The sequence below is a fragment of the Actinomadura rugatobispora genome (assembly GCF_042656285.1).
Classification (GTDB): domain Bacteria; phylum Actinomycetota; class Actinomycetes; order Streptosporangiales; family Streptosporangiaceae; genus Spirillospora; species Spirillospora rugatobispora.
Window position 1 is genome coordinate 116,587 of sequence record NZ_JBHSON010000013.1, and the last position, 18,880, is coordinate 135,466.

Here is an 18,880-nt window from a genome sequence, read left to right on the forward strand (position 1 = left end):
GAAGTTCGCGAACTGGTGTCCGACTGGACACCGGGGCGGCGGCCTCGCGCCGCCGCGAAGGGCCCGTTCCGGACGTGCCCGGCGGGTCTTGACTTCTGGGCCCGCCGGACCCGAAATTAAACGAGACAGTCAAGTATCAAAACTCCGCCCGCCCCGGCGAACGGCCGTCCCCGGCGGCCCGCCGCCTCGAAGGGAGCATCCATGAAGCTCGAGGACATGATCCTGGTCAGCATCGACGACCACATGATCGAGCCGCCGGACATGTACAAGAACCACGTCCCGGCCAAGTGGGCCGACGCCGTCCCCAAGGTCGTCCGGAACGAGCAGGGCGTCGACGAGTGGGAGTTCCAGGGGCAGAAGACCTCCACGCCCTTCGGCATGGCGGCGACCGTCGGCTGGCCGCGCGAGCAGTGGGGGTTCAACCCCGGCGCCTACTCCGAGCTCCGCCCCGGCTGCTTCGACGTCCACGAGCGCGTGCGCGACATGAACGTCAACGGCGTGCTGGCCTCGATGTGCTTCCCGACCATGGCCGGCTTCAACGCCCGCACCTTCCACGAGTCCCGCGACAAGGAGATCGCGCTCGTCATGCTCCAGGCGTACAACGACTGGGCGATCGACGAGTGGTGCGGCACCTACCCGGGCCGCTTCATCCCGCTGGGCATCGTCCCCATGTGGGACGTCGACCTCGCGGTGCAGGAGATCCACCGCCTCGGCAAGAAGGGCTGCCGGTCCATCAGCTTCCTCGAGACGCCGCACGTCCAGGGCTTCCCGAGCTTCCTGTCCGGCCACTGGGACCCGATGATCAAGGCGCTGGTCGACGAGAACATGGTCCTGTCGCTGCACATCGGCGCGGGCTTCGACGTCATCAAGCGGGCGCCCGAGGCGCCGGTCGACCACCTGATGGTGCTCGCCTGCCAGATCAGCGCCATCACCGCCCAGGACCTGCTGTTCGGGCCGACGCTGCGCAAGTTCCCCGACCTCAAGGTCGCCCTCTCCGAGGGCGGGATCGGCTGGATCCCCTTCTACTTCGACCGGGTCGACCGGCACTTCCAGAACCAGGCGTGGCTCGGCAACGACTTCGGCGGCAAGCTCCCCTCCGAGGTCTTCCGCGACCACATCCTCGCCTGCTACATCACCGACCCCTCGGGCCTGCTGCTGCGCGACCGGATCGGCATCGACAACATCGCCTGGGAGTGCGACTACCCGCACACCGACACGACCTGGCCGGAGTCGCCGGAGTTCTCCTGGAAGGAGTTCCAGGACGCCCGCTGCTCTCCCGCCGAGATCCACAAGATCACCTGGGAGAACTCGACCAGGTTCTTCGACTGGGACCCGTTCAAGCACACCCCCAAGGAGGAGGCGACCGTCGGCGCCCTGCGCGGCCTGGCCGAGGACGTCGACACCACCCGCATGTCCCGCGAGGAGTGGAAGCAGCGCAACGAGGCCGCCGGCGTCGGCGTCTTCTGACCGGCCCGCCGCGGCTCCGCACGACGCCCGGTGCCTAGGATGATGCGCGATGTCACCGCGTCCGCGTAGCTCAGAGAGCGCCGTCATCCGCGCCACCCTCGACCTCATCGCCGAGCACGGCGTCACCGCGGTCACGGTGGACGCGGTGGCCGACCGCTCGGGCGTCAGCCGGCCGACGATCTACCGTCGGTGGGGCTCGCGCGACAGCCTCATCCGCGCGGCCTACGCGCGGATGCTGCGGTCGCTGGTCGAGATGGACACCGGATCGGTGCGCGGCGACCTCCTCGCGCTGCTGCGGCAACTGGTCGCCTACCTCAACCGGGTCCGCGTGTTCCCGTCCCTGATGGAGGCCGCGGCACGCGACCCGGAGCTGGCGGCGATGAGCGAGCAGGCCGAGCGGAGGACCCGGGCCATCTACGAACGGGTCCTCCGCAGGGGCGTCGAACGCGGCGAACTGCCCGCCGGCGTGGACGTCCTGCTGTTCACCGAGCTCGTGGTGTCCCCGTTCGTCTACCGGCGGGTCGTCAGCCGGGACGAGATCGACCCGGCGAGCATCGAACCCGTCGTCGACGCCGTGCTCGCCGCCTTCGGCCGGATCCCCGCCCGGCCCCGGCAGCAGGACGTTCACACTGTGTGAACCGAGATGCTTGTCTTCCGACAACTTGTGTCATGTGGTTAGGGTGGTCCGGTAGATCCACATACGAGCGGTCGGCTTCAGGGAAGGAGAGTCCCACCGCAGGCTCACGCGCATGGAACCCACTCAGGGCACGAACGGTCCTCATGATGTCCTCGAACCGGTGCCGCGGCGAGCGGCGTACGCGGCGGTGGTCGTGGACGCGGCCGGATCCGTCGCGCAGCTCAACGACGCGGCGCGCCTGCTGCTCGGGGCGTCGCCCGGCGTCCTGCTGGCCGACGCCGTACCCCGCTGGCTCGCCGAGGCCCACCGGTCGCTCGGCGGTCGCCGCGGCGCGTCCGGCCGGGCGGAGTCCGGAGGGGCGGAGGCCGGAGGGGCGGAGGCGTCCGGGACCGGGTCCGTCGCGCGGGGGCCGATCGGCGAGGCGGTGTACGAGGCCCACCCGATGCCGGCGCTCGGCGTGCCGGGCGGCGCGGCGTCCACCACGTGGTGGCTGATCGACGTCACCGAGCGGCGCCGGCTGGCCGACGAGCTCGCGACCGAGCGGCGGCGGACGGCGTTCCTGGCCGAGGCGTCCAGCCGGTTGCTGGCGTCGCTCAATTTGGAACGTTGCATGGAGGTGACCGTGCGGCTGGCCGCGCGGCACCTGGCCGACGCGGCCCTGGTCATCGCACCGGCGTCCGGGCGCGCCCATCCCATCTCCTACTGCGGCCCCGGCGACCGGTTCGACCACCGGGAGCTGGTCGTCGACCCCGCGGAGGTGCCCGGCCTGGACGAGGCGATGAAGGGCTTCCCCCCGGTGCCGTCGCGCTGGATCGACCCGTCCGCCGCCCCGGACTGGATCGCGCGCCAGGGCGTGGGCGAGCCCGGCGCGATGGTGGTGACGGCGCTGCCCGGCCACGGCGTCCCGGCGGGGGCGCTGGTGCTGCTGCGCCGGCACGGCCAGGAGGCCTTCTCCGACGGCGAGGAGGTGTTCGCCCGGCTCTTCGCGGCGCGGGCGGGCGCGGCGATGTCGGCGGCCCGGCTGTACGCCGAGCAGGCCTCCATCACCGAGACGCTGATGCGCGAGCTGCTGCCGCCGCGGGCGCGGGAACTGGGCGGCGTGGAGCTGGCGGCGCGCTACCGGCCGTCCGGCGACGGCGAACGCGTCGGAGGCGACTTCTACGACCTGTACCCCGCCGACCCGCAGGACCCCGGCGCCGAGTCGCTGGTGGTCCTGGGCGACGTGTGCGGCAAGGGCCTGGAGGCCGCGGTGCTGACCGGCAAGATCCGCAACACGCTGCACGCCCTGCTGCCGATGGCCGGCGACCACCAGCGCGTGCTCGAACTGCTGAACGGAACGCTGCTGAACAGCGACACCACCCGGTTCGTGACGCTGGTGCTGGCCTCGGTCCGGCGGCGGGGCGCGGAGGTCCGGATGCGGCTCACCAGCGCGGGCCACAGCGCCCCGCTGATCGTCCGGGCCGGGGGCGCCGTCGAGAAGGCGCCGACCGGGGGCTCGCTGATCGGCGTGCTGGAGGAGATCACCTCCACCACGGCGACCGTCTCGCTGCGGCCCGGCGACACCTGCCTGCTCTACACCGACGGCATCACCGAGGCCGTCGGCGGGCCGCTCGGCGACGAGATGTTCGGGGACGAGCGGCTGCACGCCGAACTGGTCCAGTGCGGCGGGATGCCCCCCGAGGCGCTGGTGGAGCGGGTGCACATGCTCGCCGCCGAGTGGGTGCGGTCCGGCGGGCACGACGACATGGCGATGGTCGCGCTGACCGCTCCCCGGCGCGTCCACCTGAGCGCCGTCGGGGGGCAGGGACCCGGAAGGTTCACCGCATGACGCGGGTGACCGAGCGAACGGATCGGCCGGCCGGGCCGGACGCCTGGTCGGAGCGGCTCTGGGCGGCCGTCACCGGCGGCGACGAGTACGCCGCCGCCGACACCGCGACCGCGGCGCTGGACGCCGGCCTGGACGTCGAGGACCTGCTGCTCGACGTCATCGCGCCGCTGCAGGCCCGCGTGGGCCGGGAGTGGGCGGCCAACCGGTTCACCGTGGCGCAGGAGCACACCGCCACCGCCGTCAGCGAACGCGTGATCGGCGCCCTGGCGCATCACCCGGCCGTGCGGGAACGCCTGGACGAGCGGGCCGGGGAGCGTCCCGGCCGGATCGCGGTGGCGTGCATCGACGGCGAGTGGCACGCCCTGCCCGCCCGGCTCGTGGCCGAGGTGCTGCGGCTGCGCGGCTGGCAGGTGGACTTCCTCGGCGCCCAGGTGCCGACCCCGCACCTCATCGCCCACCTGCACCGCTCCGGCCCGGCGGTGGTGGCGCTGTCGTCGTCGCTGGCGCCGCGGCTGCCCGCGGCGCACGCCGCCATCACGGCCTGCCAGGCGACCGGCACGCCCGTCCTGGTGGGCGGCGCCGCGTTCGGCCCCGGCGGCCGCTACGCCACCCTGCTGGGCGCGGACGTCTGGGCGCCCGACGCCCGCGTCGCGGCCGACCGGCTGGCGGACGAGCCGCCGCCCAAGCCGCCGCCCCTGCACCAGGCCATCGACGACCTGCCGCACCTGGCCGACCAGGAGTTCACGCACATCAGCCGGACGGCCCCGAAGCTGGTCCGGCACGTGATGGACGCGCTGCGGTCCCGCTTCCCGGCGATGGCCGGCTACACCGAGCAGCAGCTGCGCCACACCGCGGAGGACGTCGCCCACATCGTCGACTTCCTCGGCACCGCCCTGTACGTGGACGATCCCGACCTGTTCACCGGGTTCGCGGCCTGGACCGCCGCCATCCTCGACGCCCGCGGCGTCCCGGCGCGCAGCCTGCTGCCCGCCCTGGACCTGCTCGCCGAGCGGCTCACCGACTACCCCCGCGCACGGGACCTGCTCGCCCGCGGCCACGCCGCCGTGCTGGAGGCGTCCTGAGGCAAGGAAGGACCGCATGACCGCCCCCGTTCCCGACATCCCGCTGCGCCTGGTCACCGGCACGGCCGGCGGGCGCACGCTGCGGGTCGAGATCCACGGCGAACTGGACTACGCCACCGCGGGCGTCCTGGTGGCCGCCGTCGACGAGGCCCTGGCCGAACACCCCGGGCTGGACGCTCTGGACCTGAACTGCTCGGGGCTGGGCCTGTGCGACTCGTCCGGGCTCGCGGCCCTGCTCATGGCGCACCGCCGCGCGTCCGCGCGCTCGGTCCGCCTCCGGCTGACCGCTCGCAGCGCCCGGCTGGACCGGCTGCTGGACCTGACCGGCACGCTGCGGCATCTGACCGGTGAGACCGCCGCCGCCTCCGACGGGGACGGCGAGGAAGTGCCCCACTGATAGCCCGCACCGCCGGTCTCAGGGGCGGCGGTTGTGGGCGCCGGGGGTGTAGCCGAACGCGCGGCGGAACACGTCGATGAACGCGCTCGCCGAGGACCAGCCGCACCGGTGGGCGACCGCGGTCACCGGCATGCCGTCGGCCAGCATGCGCAGCGCGTGGTACAGGCGCAGCTGGGTGCGCCACTGCGGGAACGTCATGCCCAGATCGTGGCGGAACAGGCGGCTGAGGGTGCGTTCACTGGCGCCCGTCGCCGTCGCCAGGGCCGCCAGCGAAAGCGGATCGGCCGGGTCGCGATGCAGGAGTTCGCAGACCGCCGCGAGGCGCGGGTCGGAGGGCGCGGGCAGGTGAACGGGCTGCTGCGGCGAGGCCCGCAACTGGTCGAGGAGCACCGCGCGCAGCCGCAGCCGTTCGGGGGAGTCGCCGTACGGAGCGCGGGTGCAGGCGAGGATCAGCTCGCGCAGCAGCGGGCTCACGGCCAGCACGGCGGGCGCGTCCAGGGCGAGGGGATTGGTACCGGCGGGCAGGCCGAGCAGGTGCAGGGCGAGGTGGCCGTGGGCGCGATGCGCGTGGACGCACCCGGCCGGGACCCAGATGGCCCGGGTGCCGGGGGCGAACCAGGTCCCGGCGTCGGTGGTGACCGCCACGACGCCCGAGCCCGCGTAGACGATCTGGTGGTCGTCGTGGCGGTGCGCGTCGATGCTCTCGCCGGGGGCCAGCGTCCGGGTGCGGGTGGGCGCCTCGGGAGTGTGGCGAATAATCGGCATACATTGGCATTTTATCGGAAGCGCGCCGGGCCGCTCCGTACCGACGATGGGCGGGTGGCAACCAACAGCGACGCGCGCACCGGCCCCATCACGCTGCTGTCCCTGGGACACGGCTGCGTGGACGTCTACCAGGGCGCGGTGGCCGCCCTGGTGCCGTTCCTCGTCACCGAGCGCGCCTACACCTACGCCGCCGCCTCCGGCGTCGTGCTGGCCGCGTCCCTGCTGTCGTCGGTGGTGCAGCCGATGTTCGGAGCCCTGACCGACAGGTGGGCCATGCCGTGGCTGCTGCCGGTGAGCACCCTCGCGGGCGGCGCGGGGGTCGCGCTCGCCGGCGTCAGCGGCTCCTACGCCCTCACCCTCGCGGTCATCGCGATCTCCGGGATCGGCGTCGCCGCGTACCACCCGGAGGCCGCGCGCGTGGCGCGCGACGCCAGCCGCGGCAGCCACACCGCGATGGGCTGGTTCTCCCTCGGCGGCAACCTCGGCTTCGCCGCAGCGCCGCCGATGGTCGCCGCCGTCATCGCCACGGGCGGCCTGCGCGCCTCCCCGCTGCTGATCGTCCCGGCACTGGCGGGCGCGGTCCTGTGCGCGGCCGCGCTGCGGGGCGTCGCGGCCTCCGCCGCCGCGGAGCCGGGAGCGGTCCGGGTGAGCCGCGCGGGCGCCATGGACGACTGGCCGTCGTTCGCCAGGCTGTCCGGCGCCATCGTCTGCCGTTCGATCGTCTTCGTCGGGCTCAGCGCGTTCATCTCCCTGTACGTCCGGGAGCGCACCGGCGGCGGCGCGGCGTCCGGCACGGCCGCGCTGTTCGTGCTCTACCTCGGCGGGGCGGTGGGGACCGTGACGGGTGGCGCGCTCGCCACCCGTCACGGCCGCCTTTCCGTCGTCCGGTGGTCCTACGCCCTCACCGTCCTCGCCGTGGCGGGCGTGGTGCTCGTCCCGGGACCCGCGCTGTACGCGTTCGTCGCCCTCACGTCGGCCGGCCTGTACGTGCCGTTCTCCCTCCACGTCACCCTCGGCCAGGACTACCTGCCGCGGCGCGTGGGCGTCGCGGGCGGGGTCACGCTGGGCCTGACGGTCAGCATCGGCGGCATCGCCAGCCCGTTCATCGGCGCCGTCGCCGACGTCACGTCCCTGCAGACCGCCCTCGCGCCGCTGATCGCACTGCCCGTCCTCGGCTGGCTGCTCGTCCGGCCCCTGCGCGAGCCCGCCATGCTCGAAGCCGCCCCGGCGTGACCGGGACGGTGCGTCACCAGGGGCTCGTGGGGACTCCCTCGGGCCAGTCCTGGGGCTCGGCGACCCACCCGGCCAGCAGCACGAGGCCGCTGGGACGGTGGCGGGCGAGGAAGCCGAAGGGCCGGTCGAACGCCGCGTGCAGCATGTACGCCTCGTTCAGCGGCGCCCCCGTGGCCAGCACGGTCATCGCGGTGACCGCCGCCGCGGTGAACCCCTCGGCGCTGAAGGTGGCGGTGACGTCCTGGGCGGCCTGGCCGAGCGCCAGCGGTTCCCTGCTGATCCCGGGGAAGTGGCCGGCCGGGTCGTGGGTGGAGACGGTGGCCAGCCCGAACAGCTCGGCGCGGGCCATCAGGTCGTGCTCGGCGGTGACGTCGAACCGCGCGGTGGTCACGCTCAGCGTGGGCTGCGCGTCGAAGGCCGCGATCTTGTGCAGCGTCACCCCGGGCGCCGGATCGGCGTCCGGACGTGCCAGCAGCGTGCCGCGCAGGACCGGGTGCAGGCCGCCGACCGCCTCCACCGCGGCGGCGAGCACCTCGCCGGCCGGGCGCGCTGCCTCGCCCAGGCACAGGTGCACGTCGACGTCGTTCCCGCCCTGCACGGTCAGCAGGGTCACCGGTCCCGCCGGGGTCCGCGCCAGGACGAGCTGGTCGAGGTCCTCGGTCTGGCGCGCCAGCCCGGCCGCCTCCCGGTCCCGCCCCGACCAGGGGCCCCGCTGCGGGCGGAACGGGATGTCGCTGAACGGCTCCAGCCAGCGCGTCTCGATGGTCAGCGCGGTGGCCAGCACCAGTTGCGTGTCCGGCGGCACGCTCACCGGCATCCGCGTCAGCCGGCCGCCGGTGTTCCGGGCGACCCACGCGTCCAGCCGCGCCTGATCGGCGGCCGGGTCACCGCTCAGCTCACCGCGGGCGCCGCCGGGCACGGCGTCGAGCCACCACGGCTCCAGGGGGAGCCCGGCGCGCGCCCACACGCCCAGGGCGCCCTCGACCGCGGTGCTGCGGGCGAGGATCTCCAGCAGTGCGCGGGCGTGCCGGTCCGCGTCCGCGGCGTCGACCCCGACGGCCTCCTGGAGTTCGCCGCGTCCCGGCTCGCGGGCGGCGGCGGCCAGCAGCGCCAGCAGCGGCCACGCACCGGCCCCCGACAGCGCGCCGCCCGCCCCGCCCCAGGACTCCCTCCGCGCCCACTTCGCGGTCAGGGCGTTGGACGCGCGGACGAGTTCGTCGGTCATGCCGTCTCCTTGCTCCGTTGGCCGCCGTGCTGCAGCGAATTGTGCACTCCGGCCGGAATCGGCGCACCGGATTCGGCCGTGGCACGGTCGGCGCCCGCATCGCCGCAAGCCACGCCGACGCCGGCCAACGCCTCCCTAGATTTGGATCAAGCCATCGCCAAATGGTTTTCGGGTGCGGTTGGCGCTAGGCCTCGAATGGGGACTTTCTGCACGTTGGATCCGCGGTGGTCCGACCGTGGATCGCCGATGGGGGAGGTTCCATGACGACTGGCAGTACGGCTCACGGCCCGGCTCCCGCGAGGGAGGAAGGGCGCCGCATGACGTCGGGGTGGCTGGCGTTCGCCGGCACGGTGGCCCTGGTGGTCGGCGCCTTCAACTTCATCGACGGCCTGGTGGCCCTGTTCAACCGCAGCTACTACCTGGTCGGCGACGACAAGATCATGGTGTTCAACTACACCGCGTGGGGCTGGATCTGGCTCGTGGTCGGCATCATCCAGATCGCGGTGGGCGGGGGCATCATGGCCGGGCAGATGTGGGCCCGCGTCGCCGGGGTGGTGCTCGCCGCCCTGTCCGCGATCGGGCACCTGGCCTTCCTGCAGGCGTTCCCGTGGTGGTCGGTGCTCACCATCGCGCTGTGCGTCCTGCTCATCTACGCGCTCACCGCGCCGCCCGCGGGCGCCCGCGGCGCCTGAGCACGGCGCCGCGGCGCCGGTACGGGCCGCGGCCGGGGGGAGAAGGGCGAGCCGTGCACCGGAGGACCCTCCGGTGGCGGGCTCGCCCATCCCCGGCCCGCGGCCGCGTCGTCACGCAGACCGCACACGACCGCGCGAGGTACTCATGCGCTTTCCGATGAAACTGCGGCACGCGCCGCTGCGGCTGGCGGCCGGAGCGGTCATCCTGGACTCCGGTCTCTCCAAACGCGACCTGGACGAGGCGGCCGCGGCGCACCTGCGGGAGATCGCCGCCGGCACCTATCCGTTCCTCAAGAAGCTCGAGCCCAGGACCTTCGGCCGGATGCTGTCCAGCGGGGAGATCGCCCTCGGCACCGCGCTGCTGCTGCCCGCCGTGCCGACGGCGCTGGCCGCGGCCGGACTGGCCGCGTTCTCCTCCGGGCTGCTGGGCATCTACCTGCGCACGCCCGGGATGCGCCGGCCGGGCAGCCTCGGCCCCACCCAGGAGGGCATCCCGATGTCCAAGGACGCCTGGATGCTCGGCATCGCGCTCGGCCTCCTCCTCGACGAGGCCACGCGCAAGCGCTGATCGCTCAGGCGGAAGCGGAGGGGGCGGGACCACCGGCCGAGGCGAGCCCGGGCGGCGCGGCGGCCAGGGCCTTCTGGATGGCCTCGATCAGGCCCAGCGCCGCCTCCTCGGTCAGCTCGACCGCGACCCGCGCCGACGGCCCCTCGCCCGGGTTGGTGAAGTCGATGTTCACCGTGTGCTCGTGGCAGGCGTGGTACGGGTGGTCGACGTAGACCGCTCCGTCGGTGAGCGTGAACCAGCCGGACGCCCCCTTGGCCGCGCCGTCGAGCTCCACCTTCTCGGTGAGGTATGTGCACACGGGAGGTTCCCTCCAGATCTCAGGACGGGGACAGGACGAAGGAACGGGACGGTCAGGCCGCGAGGTGGCGGCCGTAGAAGGCGAAGATCTTCTTCCAGCCGTCCACGGCGGCCTTGGCCTGGTAGGACGGCCGGTCCGTCAGGAAGAAGGCGTGCCCGGCGCCGGGGTAGCTGTGGAACTCGTGCTCCTTGCCCAGCCGGGTCAGCTCGGCCGACAGCGCCGCGACCTCGTCGGGGGTCGGGTACTGGTCCTCGTCGCCGAACAGCCCCAGCAGCGGGCAGGCCAGGTCGGGCGCCCTGGAGATCAGCGGGGTCGCCTTGAGCGGGAAGCCCTCGGGCGGGTCGTTCACGACGAACGCGCCGTAGCAGTCGACGGCGGCGTCGATGCCGTCCAGCGAGCAGGCGACCAGGAAGCTCTGCCGTCCGCCCGAGCAGTAGCCGATCACGCCGATCCTGCCGTTGGCGTGGTCGAGTCCGTTGAGGTGCGCGGCGGCCCCGGCGATGTCGCCGACGACCTGCTCGTCGGGCACGCCGCCCTTGGCCCGCGCCGCCGCGGCCTGGTCGTCGGGACTGACGCCGGCGCCCTCGCGCGAGTAGAGGTTGGGGCAGATCGCCGCGTACCCCTCGGCGGCGAAGCGGCGGACGACCTCCTTGGTGGCCGGGTCGTAGCCGGGCATGTGGTGGATCACCACCACGCCGCCGCGCGGCTCGTCGTTGAGCGGCCGTGCCAGGTACGCCTCCAGCTCGGCGCCGTCATGCCCGCCGATCGCGACCGTTCCGGCCCATAGCGCGTCGTTCATCGCCTCAGTGCGCTCCGTTCTCCCGCTTCGCGGATGGGCGTCCTTCCGATCATCCGATCATGACATCCTGCCGCAACCGCGGCGCGGAGGCGGGGCGGGGTCAGCGGCTGAACGCGGTCAGGAAGCGGTCGCGGAAGGCGTGCATGGGCCAGACGGGCACGTTAGGGCCGGGCTTCAGGCCGTCCTGCCAGCCCCACCCGGAGATCCGGTCCAGGACGGCCTTGTCACGGGCGACGATCGTGATCGGCACGTCCCGGCCGGCCCCCTCGCCGGTGACGACCGGGAGCGGCTGGTGGTCCCCGACGAAGACGAGCACGAGGTCGTCGTCGCCGTGCGTCTCCACGTAGGAGACGAGGGTGCCGAGGGTGTACTCGATGGAACGCCGGTACTCGGTGCGGATCCGTGCGGGGTCGCGCCACACGGCGGCCCTTCGCTCGCCCGCGGCCGCGATGGGGTGGTAGACCGAGCCGTCCCCGACGTCCTTCCAGTCGATGAGCCGGGGCAGGGGCGCCCACGGCGCGTGGCTGGAGACGAGCGGGATCTCCGCCAGGACGGGGGCGTGGTCCGGCTTCTCCCGCTCGAGGCGTTCGAAGGCCGCGAGGGTGTACTGGTCGGGCATGGTCGCGAAGCTGAAGCGCGGCCCGCGGTAGCCGAGGTTGTTGGCGTCGTAGACCCGGTCGTAGCCGAAGAAGTCGCCCTCGGGCCAGGCTCGGGTGACGCCCGGCACGACCGCGACGCTCCGCCAGCTCGCCCGCCGGAACGCCTGGTTGAGGGTCAGGCGGTCGCTGGAGACCAGGCTGCGGTAGCGCTGCTGGTTGTCGATCCAGAGGCCGGAGAGCAGGGTGGAGTGCGCCAGCCAGCTGCTCCCGCCCGCGGTCGGCGAGGTGAGCCACCCGCTCCGGGCGCCGACCCCGGCGGCGCGCAGCCGCCGGGTCCCGTCGTCGAGCACCGCGCCGACCTGCCGCGCGAAGAGCGGGTCCTCGACCGCGTCGCGCCCGTAGCTCTCGACGAAGGCCAGCAGGACGTCCTTGCCGCGCAGGCCCCGCAGGAGGTCCGCCCCCGCGGTGCCGCGGAAGGCGTCGACGGCGGCCTGCTCGGCGAACGCCCGCCGGTCCAGCAGGCTCGCGTGCACCTGCCGGGTGTGGGCGAGGGTGAGCCCGGCGGTGTTCCTGGCGGCGACCGGCACGCCCGGGACGACCTGCGCGCCGAGCGCGGCGCAGACGATCCAGACCGTCCCGGCGACCCCCACGGTGGCGGTCGCCGTGGCGTTGTACCGGACCACGAGGCGGGCCAGGCGCAGCACCGACAACGCCATGAGCACGAGCAGCGCGGCCGCCAGCAGCACGATCCCGATGACGGCGGCGATCGCCCCGGCCCGCCCGAACGAGGAGTCCAGGAACTCCACGCCGGAGCCGATCAGCACCCAGTCCAGCACCGGATCGAACGGCCGCGCGAGCACCTGGTAGAAGCCCATGTCGACGACCTTCACGATCGTCATCACGCCGATGGCCGCGCCGGCGAGCACCGCCACCGTCCGTCGCGCCCGCGCCGGGACGATGACGACCAGGGCGACGAGCAGCACCCCCTCGACCGGGACCCGCGCGAACGCCCCCGGCGTCAGGCGCCCGACCTTGTGCGGGAACAGCAGCGCGCCCAGCACGAGCAGGCCCGCCAGGGCGGTGGCCGCCCACCCCGCGGCGCGGCGCGCGCCCGCGAGACGACGACCCGGGACCACATCGTCCGCCGCCGCGTCATCCGCGGGCGTCTCTCCGGGGGAAGGGACGGGCCCGTCGACGTTCTCGTCCGGGACGTGGTCCAGCGGGCTGTCCGCCGTCAGTTCCTTCCTCACGGCCGTCCGCCCTGGGACCGGTGACCGCAGCGCCTGAAGAAAGACAATCCGAAGGTCCTCCCGTGCGAAGCCTGATGACGCCCGTATCGGCGACACCGGCTGTACGCGCGCCGCGCCCCCCGCGGTTCAGCGCGCCGCCGGTCCGGACCGCGAAGGGCGATCGGCCCCTAAAGTGTCGGTTTCACACCGGAGCCGCGACGAGGGGAACGCATGACGACGACGCACGAGCTCGGCGAGGTCGTGGCCGAGCGGCGGGTGGAGGCCGTCGCCGAGGACGGCCGCCGCACGCCGGTGATCCTGAAGTTCGGCAGGCCGCACCCCGACCCCCTGTCGGCCCACGACGACTGGTGCTGCCCCCACCAGATCGTCGGCCTGGGCGACGAGACCGTCCAGGCCGCCTTCGGGGTCGACTCCCTGCAGGCCCTCCTGCTGTCCGTCTACGCCGTCCGGCTGAAACTGGTCGAGCGCGCCGCCGGCGCGTCCGTGAGCCTCGAATGGGAGGGCGGGCCGGATCTGGGCCTGACCGTCGTCCCAGAACCCCACGAGGCCGTCCCGCCCGCGACATGTCGGGGTTTCTGAGGGTGTTGTGCAGTGTGTTGGGCACTGGCATGAGCGCGCTTGTTGTACGGTTTTCTGCCGTGGGGCGGGAGGTCGGGCCGGCCGGATAGCCGGGCGTGCGTTCCAGGGGGTGCCGCGGTCACGTGGTGATGCATCGGCGCGCGGCGAAGAGGCCGCGCGCCCGGACGACGTTCTCCCCGCTCGGCCGCTTCCACCATCCGGCGCAGGTCGTCGTCAGCGGGTTCTGCTCGGCGATCCTGATCGGGACGGGGCTGCTGTCGCTGCCGGCCGCGACCGCGTCGGGCGAGCCCGCGCGGTTCCTGGACGCGCTGTTCACCGCGACCTCGGCCGTGTGCGTCACCGGGCTGGCGGCCGTCGACACCGGCACGCACTGGTCCACCCTCGGCCTGGTGATCATCGCCTGCCTGTTCCAGATCGGCGGGCTGGGCATCATGACGCTGGCCACGCTGCTGGCCGTGGTGGTGTCGGGACGGCTCGGGCTGCGCGCCCGGCTGGCGGTGCAGGCCGAGACCAAGACGCTGCGGATGGCGGACGTGCGGCGGCTGGTCCGCAACGTGGTGCTCTTCAGCCTGGTGTGCGAGGCGGTCGCGGCGGTGGTGCTGGCGGTGCGGTTCGCGACCGCCTACGGGCAGCCCCCCGGGCGCGCGGCGTTCTGGGGCGTCTTCCACTCGGTGTCGGCGTTCAACAACGCCGGGTTCGCGGTGTGGCCCGACAGCCTGGTGCGCTTCGCCGCCGACCCGTGGATCTGCCTGCCGGTCGCGCTGGCGGTCATCGTGGGCGGGCTGGGGTTCCCGGTGGTGTTCGAGCTGGCCAGGTCGTGGCGCAGGCCCGCGGAGTGGACGGTGCTGACCCGGATCACGGTGGGTGTGACGGCGGTCCTGCTGGTCGCCGGGACGCTCGTGCTGACCCTCACCGAATGGAACAACCCCCGCACGCTCGGCGCGCTGTCGGGCGGGGCCCGGCTGCAGGCGGGGTTCTTCGCCGCGGTGATGCCGCGCAGCGGCGGATTCAACAGCATCGACATCGGTCAGATGCGGCCGGAGAGCTGGCTGGTCATCGACGTGCTGATGTTCATCGGCGGCGGCAGCGCGGCGACCGCGGGCGGGATCAAGGTGACCACCTTCGGGCTGCTGGCCTACGTGGTCTGGGCGGAGCTGCGCGGCGAGGCCCGGGTGAACGTGGGACGCCGCCGGGTCCCCGAGGGGACGCAGCGGCAGGCGGTCGCGATCGCGCTGATGGCGGTCGGGCTGGTGGTGTCGGCCACCTTCGCGATGATGGCCCTCACCGGGCACGCCCTGGACCGGGTGCTGTTCGAGGTGATCTCGGCGTTCGCGACCGTGGGCCTGTCGACCGGCATCACCGCCGACCTGCCGCCCGCCGCCCACGGGCTGCTGGTGGCGCTGATGTTCGTCGGAAGGATCGGCCCCCTGACCCTGGGGACCGCGCTGGCGCTGCGGGACCGGACCCGCCGCCACGAGTTGCCGGAGGAGCGACCCATCGTTGGCTGACATCCAGAACGACCCCGTGGTGGTGGTCGGGCTCGGCAGGTTCGGCACCTCGCTGGCGCTGGAACTGGTCCAGCGCGGCACCGAGGTGCTGGCCATCGACGAACGGCCCAAGATCGTGCAGAGCCTGGCGGGGCGGCTGACGCACATCGTCACCGCCGACGCCACCGACATCGACACGCTGCGGGAACTGGGCGTGGCCGAGTTCTACCGGGCGGTCGTGGCGATCGGCGGCGACCTGGAGGCCAGCATCCTGTGCACGTCGCTGCTGGTCGAGCTGGGCATCGACGACATCTGGGCCAAGGCGATCAGCCACCAGCACGCCCGGATCCTGGAGCGAATCGGCGCCCACCACATCGTGCTGCCCGAGCACGACATGGGGGAGCGGGTCGCGCACCTGGTCAGCGGGCGGATGCTCGACTACGTCGAGGTGGACGACAACTTCGCGCTGGTCAAGACCCGCCCGCCCAAGGAGATCGTCGGCGTCCCGCTGGGCGACACCCGGCTGCGCGGCCGGCACGGGGTGACGGTGGTGTGCGTCAAGAGCCCCGGCGAGGACTTCACCTACGCCTCGGCGGACACGATCCTGGAGTACGGGGACGTCATCATCGTGGCCGGTCCGATCGCGAAGGTGGAGCGGTTCGCCGACCGCGCGTGAGCCCGTCCGGGCGGGCCGCGGTCAGTGGTGGCGGCGGCGGAGCAGCAGCATCGCCGCGTCGTCGGTGATCGGCGCGCCGACGTGGCGGAGCAGGTCGGCCTGCAGGTCGTCCAGCGCCTTCTCGGGGTCGGCGGCCCGCAGCACCTCCAGCCGCTCGGCCAGCGGGTAGAACTCGCCCCTGCCGTCGCGCGCCTCGATCACCCCGTCGGTGTAGAAGAGCAGCTGGTCGCGGGGCGCGAACGGCACCTCGTACACCGGGGGGCACTGCCCGGCCAGCGACGCCATGCCCAGCGGCGGGGCGACGTCGGGCGGCTCGGCGGCCTCGATGCGGCCGTCGGCGTGCAGGAGCAGCGGCGGCGGATGGCCGAAGTTCATCAGCAGGATCCGGTCGGCGGAGCCGAGCTCGGCCAGCACCGCCGTCACGAACTGCTCGCTGGTGAGATGGCGGGTGAGCGCCTTCTCCAGCCGGGCCGCGACGCCGTGCAGGTCCTCCTCGTCGTAGGCGGCCTCCCGGAACGCGCCCAGCACGACCGCGGCGGTCTCGACGGCCCCCAGCCCCTTGCCCTGGACGTCGCCGACGATCACCCGCACGCCCTTGGGCGTGGTGACGACCTCGTACAGGTCGCCGCCGATGCGGGCGCGGGCGGCGGCGGAGATGTAGCGGACGGCCGCGTGGATCGGCCCCACCCGGCGCGGCACGGGACGCAGCAGCACCCGCTGGGCGGCCTCGGCGACGGTGCGGATGTCGGCCAGCTCCCGCTCGTTGCGCACCCTGATCGCGCTGGCCAGCATGCCCGCGGCGGTGACCCCGGTGATCGAGATGAACGTGAGGGTGTTCGGCCGGGTGCCGAAGATGTCGTTGTGCGCCGCCAGGCCGACGCACAGCAGCAGGGCCAGCGCGCCGACCGCCGCCGCGCGCCGCACCCCTCCGCTGAGGCTGGCGAACGCCGGGCCCAGGGACAGCAGCGGCAGGTAGCCCGTCCCGGTGCCCTCGAGCAGCTCCAGGACGGCGACGACGGCCATGACCAGGAACGGGAGCAGGCTCAGGAACGGTCTGCCACGCCCCCGCGACGTCGCTGCCACCCCTGCTCCCGCCCGCCATGAATTCCCCGTTCTTCCCGCAGCATAGTGTCACTTCCGCGGTCAAAAACGCACTTCAGGCACGCGTTCGGGGGCGTTCCGGATGTCCGGAGCGGTGGTCGCCATCGGCCCGGGGGGCGCTGCCCGCCGCGCCGTCCCGGACCCGCCGGCGCGGTGCGGCGAAGGTAGCGTGGGCGCGTGACGGGTGGAGCGGAAGGAGGGCAAGGTCGTGCTCTACCGGAGCGACGGGGAACGCTCCGCCCGGGCCCTGGTCGACCTCCAGGCCTACCTGCGGTTCTACTGCTGACGCGGGGGTGTCAGTCGTCGTCCCCGCCGTCGTCGTCGTCCCCGTCGTCCCCGTCGTCCCCGTCGTCGCCGTCATCGTCGCCGTCGTCGACGGCGCAGCCCGCCGCGGAGAGGACGACCGCCGAGCCGACGGCCGCCACGGTGACGACGGCGGGCACGGACGCGGGCGTCAGCGCCGCCACGATCGCCAGCAGGCCCTTGGCAAGAGCGTGCAATGTCCTGGTGAGCATGGATCCTCCAGGGTCCGGTGAACGCAAAGCCTAGGGCACCGCCGGTGATCGTCCGCCGACGTTCGCGTGTACACGGGATGACGGACGGAGAGCGCGCGCACTGCGTCCCCAACGGGCGCGAGTCCACCGCTTCGGCCAGGGCGCGATGTCGCTTAATCTCGGTGCAGGCAGGCCGGGAGGGGATGAACGGGTGGTCACCAAGGCGGCGGCGCGGCGCAGCCAGCAGGAGCGCACCAGGGCGACCACGGCGGCCCTGGTCGCGGCGGCGCGGGAGTTGTTCGTCGAGAGCGGGTTCTCGGGCACCTCGCTGGGCGCCATCTGCGACCGCGCGGGCGTGACGCGGGGCGCGTTCTACCACCACTTCGACAACAAGGAGCAGATCTTCCGCGAGGTGTTCGCGGCCGAGCAGGAGGAGCTGGCCGCGATCGTCCGGCGCGCGTTCCTGGCCGAGCCGGACCCGTGGGACGGGCTGCTGGCCGGGGCCCGGGCCATGCTGGAGAGCTCCCTCGATCCGGCGGTGCGCCGGATCACCCTCATCGAGGCGCCCGTCGCGCTCGACTGGACCGTCCTGCGCGACCTCCAGGCGAGCTGCAAGGAGCAGTTGCGCGCCGGGCTGGCCATCGCGATCGAGGCCGGCTGCATCCCCGACCGCCCGCTGGCCCCGCTGACCTCGCTGCTCTATGGGGGGCTGTGCGAGAGCGCGCTGGACATCGCGCGCGCGGACGACCCGCCCGCCGTCCTGCGCGACACGCTCGCCCAGCTGGAGGCCATGCTCGCGGGCGTCGCCGGCCGGGTCTCCGGCTGCGCCCACACCGGCTGACCTGCTTCTTTCTCTGTCCAGGTGGTTCCGCGGTTCCGCACACCCATTGACATACATTCTGTATGTATGTAAGTTCCGGGACGTACTCCGGGTACGAAAGGGCGGGGCGATGCGCAGAGGGGGGCCCGACCTGTCCGGCCAACTGGAGCCGTCGCCGACCGGCGGCGCTGATGAACGGAGCGAGCGGATGACCACGACGCAGAACCCGCCCCGAGAGGCCACCGTCAAGGGGGCGATCGCCGAGTACGACGCGCTCGCCGCCCTGCTGGACGGGCTGACCCCCGCCCAGTGGGAGACCGCCACGCGCTGCACCGGCTGGCGGGTCCGCGACGTCGCCGGGCACGTCCTCGGCGGCGCGGCCGACATCCTCGCGGGCGCCGTCGGCACCAGAACCGCCGACGAGCAGGCCCGTGCACACGGCGGCGGAAGCCCGGCGGAGACGGCGCGCGACCTTCGTGAGGCGTCCGGGCGCGTCCGGCAGGCGCTGGAGCGGCTCGACGACAAGGTCTGGTCGCTGCCGGGCCCGCTGGCCGACCGCAGCGTCGGCGAGGCCGTGCTGAGCCTGTGGCAGGACACGTTCGTGCACGCCGACGACGTCCGCGCCGCGCTCGGCCTGCCGCCGGACCGCGGGCCGGGGCTGGAGGCCACCGTGCGCTGGCTGCGGCTGGCCCTCGAACGCAAGGGTTGGGGTCCGGTCACGCTGGTCCTGGACGGTCTGGGGACCCACCCCGTCGGGGAGGGCGGGCCGGAGCTGCGCGGCGACCCGGTGACGTTCGTGCTGGTCGCGACCGGGCGCGCGGAGCCGGAGCGGTTCGGCGCCGACGCGGGTGTGAACGTGTACGCCTGACCGCATATTTACTAG

20 protein-coding genes are annotated in these 18,880 nt (G+C 73.6%); 13 read left to right on the top strand and 7 right to left on the bottom strand.

What is annotated here, in order from left to right; genetic code table 11:
• Window positions 1-201 precede the first annotated feature (201 nt).
• The 5 genes from ACFPZN_RS12130 to ACFPZN_RS12150 all read left to right on the top strand — a co-directional run bounded on the left by ACFPZN_RS12130 (window position 202) and on the right by ACFPZN_RS12150 (window position 5,411).
• Window positions 202-1,467, top strand: coding sequence for an amidohydrolase family protein (locus ACFPZN_RS12130; protein WP_378281982.1), 1,266 nt, complete (start codon window positions 202-204; stop codon window positions 1,465-1,467).
• Between the two features lie 49 nt (window positions 1,468-1,516).
• On the top strand, window positions 1,517-2,104 hold the full coding sequence (locus ACFPZN_RS12135; protein WP_378281983.1) for a TetR/AcrR family transcriptional regulator: 588 nt from the start codon (window positions 1,517-1,519) through the stop codon (window positions 2,102-2,104).
• A 112-nt stretch (window positions 2,105-2,216) separates the two neighbouring features.
• Window positions 2,217-3,932, top strand: coding sequence for a PP2C family protein-serine/threonine phosphatase (locus ACFPZN_RS12140; RefSeq protein WP_378281984.1), 1,716 nt, complete (start codon window positions 2,217-2,219; stop codon window positions 3,930-3,932).
• Window positions 3,929-5,014 carry a cobalamin B12-binding domain-containing protein gene (locus ACFPZN_RS12145; protein ID WP_378281985.1) on the top strand — a complete coding sequence of 362 codons (1,086 nt, stop codon included), beginning with the start codon at window positions 3,929-3,931 and terminating at the stop codon, window positions 5,012-5,014. Before ACFPZN_RS12140 ends, ACFPZN_RS12145 begins: the two co-directional genes overlap by 4 nt.
• A 16-nt stretch (window positions 5,015-5,030) precedes the next feature.
• A complete protein-coding gene (locus tag ACFPZN_RS12150) occupies window positions 5,031-5,411 on the top strand; it encodes an STAS domain-containing protein (protein ID WP_378281986.1) in 381 nt (126 codons plus the stop codon).
• A gap of 18 nt (window positions 5,412-5,429) precedes the next feature.
• Here ACFPZN_RS12150 and ACFPZN_RS12155 read toward each other — a convergent pair whose 3' ends face one another.
• A complete protein-coding gene (locus ACFPZN_RS12155) occupies window positions 5,430-6,176 on the bottom strand; it encodes an AraC family transcriptional regulator (RefSeq protein WP_378281987.1) in 747 nt (248 codons plus the stop codon).
• A gap of 54 nt (window positions 6,177-6,230) precedes the next feature.
• Between ACFPZN_RS12155 and ACFPZN_RS12160 the strand changes: the two genes are divergently transcribed.
• The gene (locus ACFPZN_RS12160; protein ID WP_378281988.1) at window positions 6,231-7,409 is read left to right on the top strand and encodes an MFS transporter; all 1,179 of its coding nucleotides are present in this window, start codon (window positions 6,231-6,233) and stop codon (window positions 7,407-7,409) included.
• Between the two features lie 13 nt (window positions 7,410-7,422).
• Here the strand turns inward: ACFPZN_RS12160 and ACFPZN_RS12165 are convergent, their stop codons facing one another.
• Window positions 7,423-8,634, bottom strand: coding sequence for a serpin family protein (locus tag ACFPZN_RS12165; RefSeq protein ID WP_378281989.1), 1,212 nt, complete (start codon window positions 8,632-8,634; stop codon window positions 7,423-7,425).
• A 317-nt stretch (window positions 8,635-8,951) separates the two neighbouring features.
• On the opposite strand from ACFPZN_RS12165, the gene ACFPZN_RS12170 reads away from it, so the two are divergent.
• Both ACFPZN_RS12170 and ACFPZN_RS12175 read left to right on the top strand, forming a co-directional pair.
• Complete coding sequence (locus tag ACFPZN_RS12170) at window positions 8,952-9,326, top strand: DUF7144 family membrane protein (RefSeq protein WP_378281990.1); 375 nt, start codon at window positions 8,952-8,954, stop codon at window positions 9,324-9,326.
• A 157-nt stretch (window positions 9,327-9,483) separates the two neighbouring features.
• Window positions 9,484-9,894, top strand: a complete 411-nt coding sequence (locus ACFPZN_RS12175; protein WP_378281991.1) for a hypothetical protein — start codon at window positions 9,484-9,486, stop codon at window positions 9,892-9,894.
• Between the two features lie 4 nt (window positions 9,895-9,898).
• Here ACFPZN_RS12175 and ACFPZN_RS12180 read toward each other — a convergent pair whose 3' ends face one another.
• The 3 genes from ACFPZN_RS12180 to ACFPZN_RS12190 form a co-directional block, all read right to left on the bottom strand.
• Window positions 9,899-10,192: a DUF6295 family protein gene (locus ACFPZN_RS12180; RefSeq protein WP_378281992.1), complete on the bottom strand. Its 294-nt coding sequence runs from the start codon at window positions 10,190-10,192 to the stop codon at window positions 9,899-9,901.
• A gap of 52 nt (window positions 10,193-10,244) precedes the next feature.
• Window positions 10,245-10,991 carry a dienelactone hydrolase family protein gene (locus ACFPZN_RS12185; RefSeq protein WP_378281993.1) on the bottom strand — a complete coding sequence of 249 codons (747 nt, stop codon included), beginning with the start codon at window positions 10,989-10,991 and terminating at the stop codon, window positions 10,245-10,247.
• Window positions 10,992-11,091: 100 nt separating this feature from the next.
• Entirely contained in the window at window positions 11,092-12,840 is a 1,749-nt protein-coding gene (locus ACFPZN_RS12190; protein ID WP_378281994.1) for an alkaline phosphatase family protein, read from the bottom strand.
• A gap of 210 nt (window positions 12,841-13,050) precedes the next feature.
• Here ACFPZN_RS12190 and ACFPZN_RS12195 point away from each other — a divergent pair, with 210 nt between their 5' ends.
• From ACFPZN_RS12195 to ACFPZN_RS12205, 3 genes are all read left to right on the top strand, one after another.
• Complete coding sequence (locus tag ACFPZN_RS12195) at window positions 13,051-13,419, top strand: DUF6968 family protein (RefSeq protein ID WP_378281995.1); 369 nt, start codon at window positions 13,051-13,053, stop codon at window positions 13,417-13,419.
• A gap of 128 nt (window positions 13,420-13,547) precedes the next feature.
• On the top strand, window positions 13,548-14,927 hold the full coding sequence (locus tag ACFPZN_RS12200; RefSeq protein ID WP_378282019.1) for a TrkH family potassium uptake protein: 1,380 nt from the start codon (window positions 13,548-13,550) through the stop codon (window positions 14,925-14,927).
• Entirely contained in the window at window positions 14,920-15,582 is a 663-nt protein-coding gene (locus ACFPZN_RS12205) for a potassium channel family protein (protein ID WP_378281996.1), read from the top strand. The genes ACFPZN_RS12200 and ACFPZN_RS12205 overlap by 8 nt, the downstream gene beginning before the upstream one ends.
• 21 nt (window positions 15,583-15,603) lie before the next feature.
• Here ACFPZN_RS12205 and ACFPZN_RS12210 read toward each other — a convergent pair whose 3' ends face one another.
• Complete coding sequence (locus ACFPZN_RS12210; protein WP_378281997.1) at window positions 15,604-16,665, bottom strand: PP2C family protein-serine/threonine phosphatase; 1,062 nt, start codon at window positions 16,663-16,665, stop codon at window positions 15,604-15,606.
• A 314-nt stretch (window positions 16,666-16,979) separates the two neighbouring features.
• A complete protein-coding gene (locus ACFPZN_RS12215) occupies window positions 16,980-17,198 on the bottom strand; it encodes a hypothetical protein (RefSeq protein WP_378281998.1) in 219 nt (72 codons plus the stop codon).
• Between the two features lie 190 nt (window positions 17,199-17,388).
• On the opposite strand from ACFPZN_RS12215, the gene ACFPZN_RS12220 reads away from it, so the two are divergent.
• Both ACFPZN_RS12220 and ACFPZN_RS12225 read left to right on the top strand, forming a co-directional pair.
• Window positions 17,389-18,018 (top strand): TetR/AcrR family transcriptional regulator, encoded by a 630-nt coding sequence (locus tag ACFPZN_RS12220; protein WP_378281999.1) that lies wholly within the window; start codon window positions 17,389-17,391, stop codon window positions 18,016-18,018.
• 187 nt (window positions 18,019-18,205) lie between these two features.
• Window positions 18,206-18,865: a maleylpyruvate isomerase family mycothiol-dependent enzyme gene (locus ACFPZN_RS12225; protein WP_378282000.1), complete on the top strand. Its 660-nt coding sequence runs from the start codon at window positions 18,206-18,208 to the stop codon at window positions 18,863-18,865.
• Window positions 18,866-18,880: the final 15 nt, after the last annotated feature.

Coding starts and splice junctions, on each gene's coding strand:
- ACFPZN_RS12195 (WP_378281995.1), top strand. CDS start 13,051: ATGACGACGACGCACGAGCTCGGCGAGGTCGTGGCCGAGCGGCGGGTG.
- ACFPZN_RS12170 (WP_378281990.1), top strand. CDS start 8,952: ATGACGTCGGGGTGGCTGGCGTTCGCCGGCACGGTGGCCCTGGTGGTC.
- ACFPZN_RS12145 (WP_378281985.1), top strand. CDS start 3,929: ATGACGCGGGTGACCGAGCGAACGGATCGGCCGGCCGGGCCGGACGCC.
- ACFPZN_RS12155 (WP_378281987.1), bottom strand. CDS start 6,176: ATGCCGATTATTCGCCACACTCCCGAGGCGCCCACCCGCACCCGGACG.
- ACFPZN_RS12185 (WP_378281993.1), bottom strand. CDS start 10,991: ATGAACGACGCGCTATGGGCCGGAACGGTCGCGATCGGCGGGCATGAC.
- ACFPZN_RS12225 (WP_378282000.1), top strand. CDS start 18,206: ATGACCACGACGCAGAACCCGCCCCGAGAGGCCACCGTCAAGGGGGCG.
- ACFPZN_RS12150 (WP_378281986.1), top strand. CDS start 5,031: ATGACCGCCCCCGTTCCCGACATCCCGCTGCGCCTGGTCACCGGCACG.
- ACFPZN_RS12165 (WP_378281989.1), bottom strand. CDS start 8,634: ATGACCGACGAACTCGTCCGCGCGTCCAACGCCCTGACCGCGAAGTGG.
- ACFPZN_RS12140 (WP_378281984.1), top strand. CDS start 2,217: ATGGAACCCACTCAGGGCACGAACGGTCCTCATGATGTCCTCGAACCG.
- ACFPZN_RS12175 (WP_378281991.1), top strand. CDS start 9,484: ATGAAACTGCGGCACGCGCCGCTGCGGCTGGCGGCCGGAGCGGTCATC.
- ACFPZN_RS12215 (WP_378281998.1), bottom strand. CDS start 17,198: ATGCTCACCAGGACATTGCACGCTCTTGCCAAGGGCCTGCTGGCGATC.
- ACFPZN_RS12130 (WP_378281982.1), top strand. CDS start 202: ATGAAGCTCGAGGACATGATCCTGGTCAGCATCGACGACCACATGATC.
- ACFPZN_RS12200 (WP_378282019.1), top strand. CDS start 13,548: ATGCATCGGCGCGCGGCGAAGAGGCCGCGCGCCCGGACGACGTTCTCC.
- ACFPZN_RS12135 (WP_378281983.1), top strand. CDS start 1,517: ATGTCACCGCGTCCGCGTAGCTCAGAGAGCGCCGTCATCCGCGCCACC.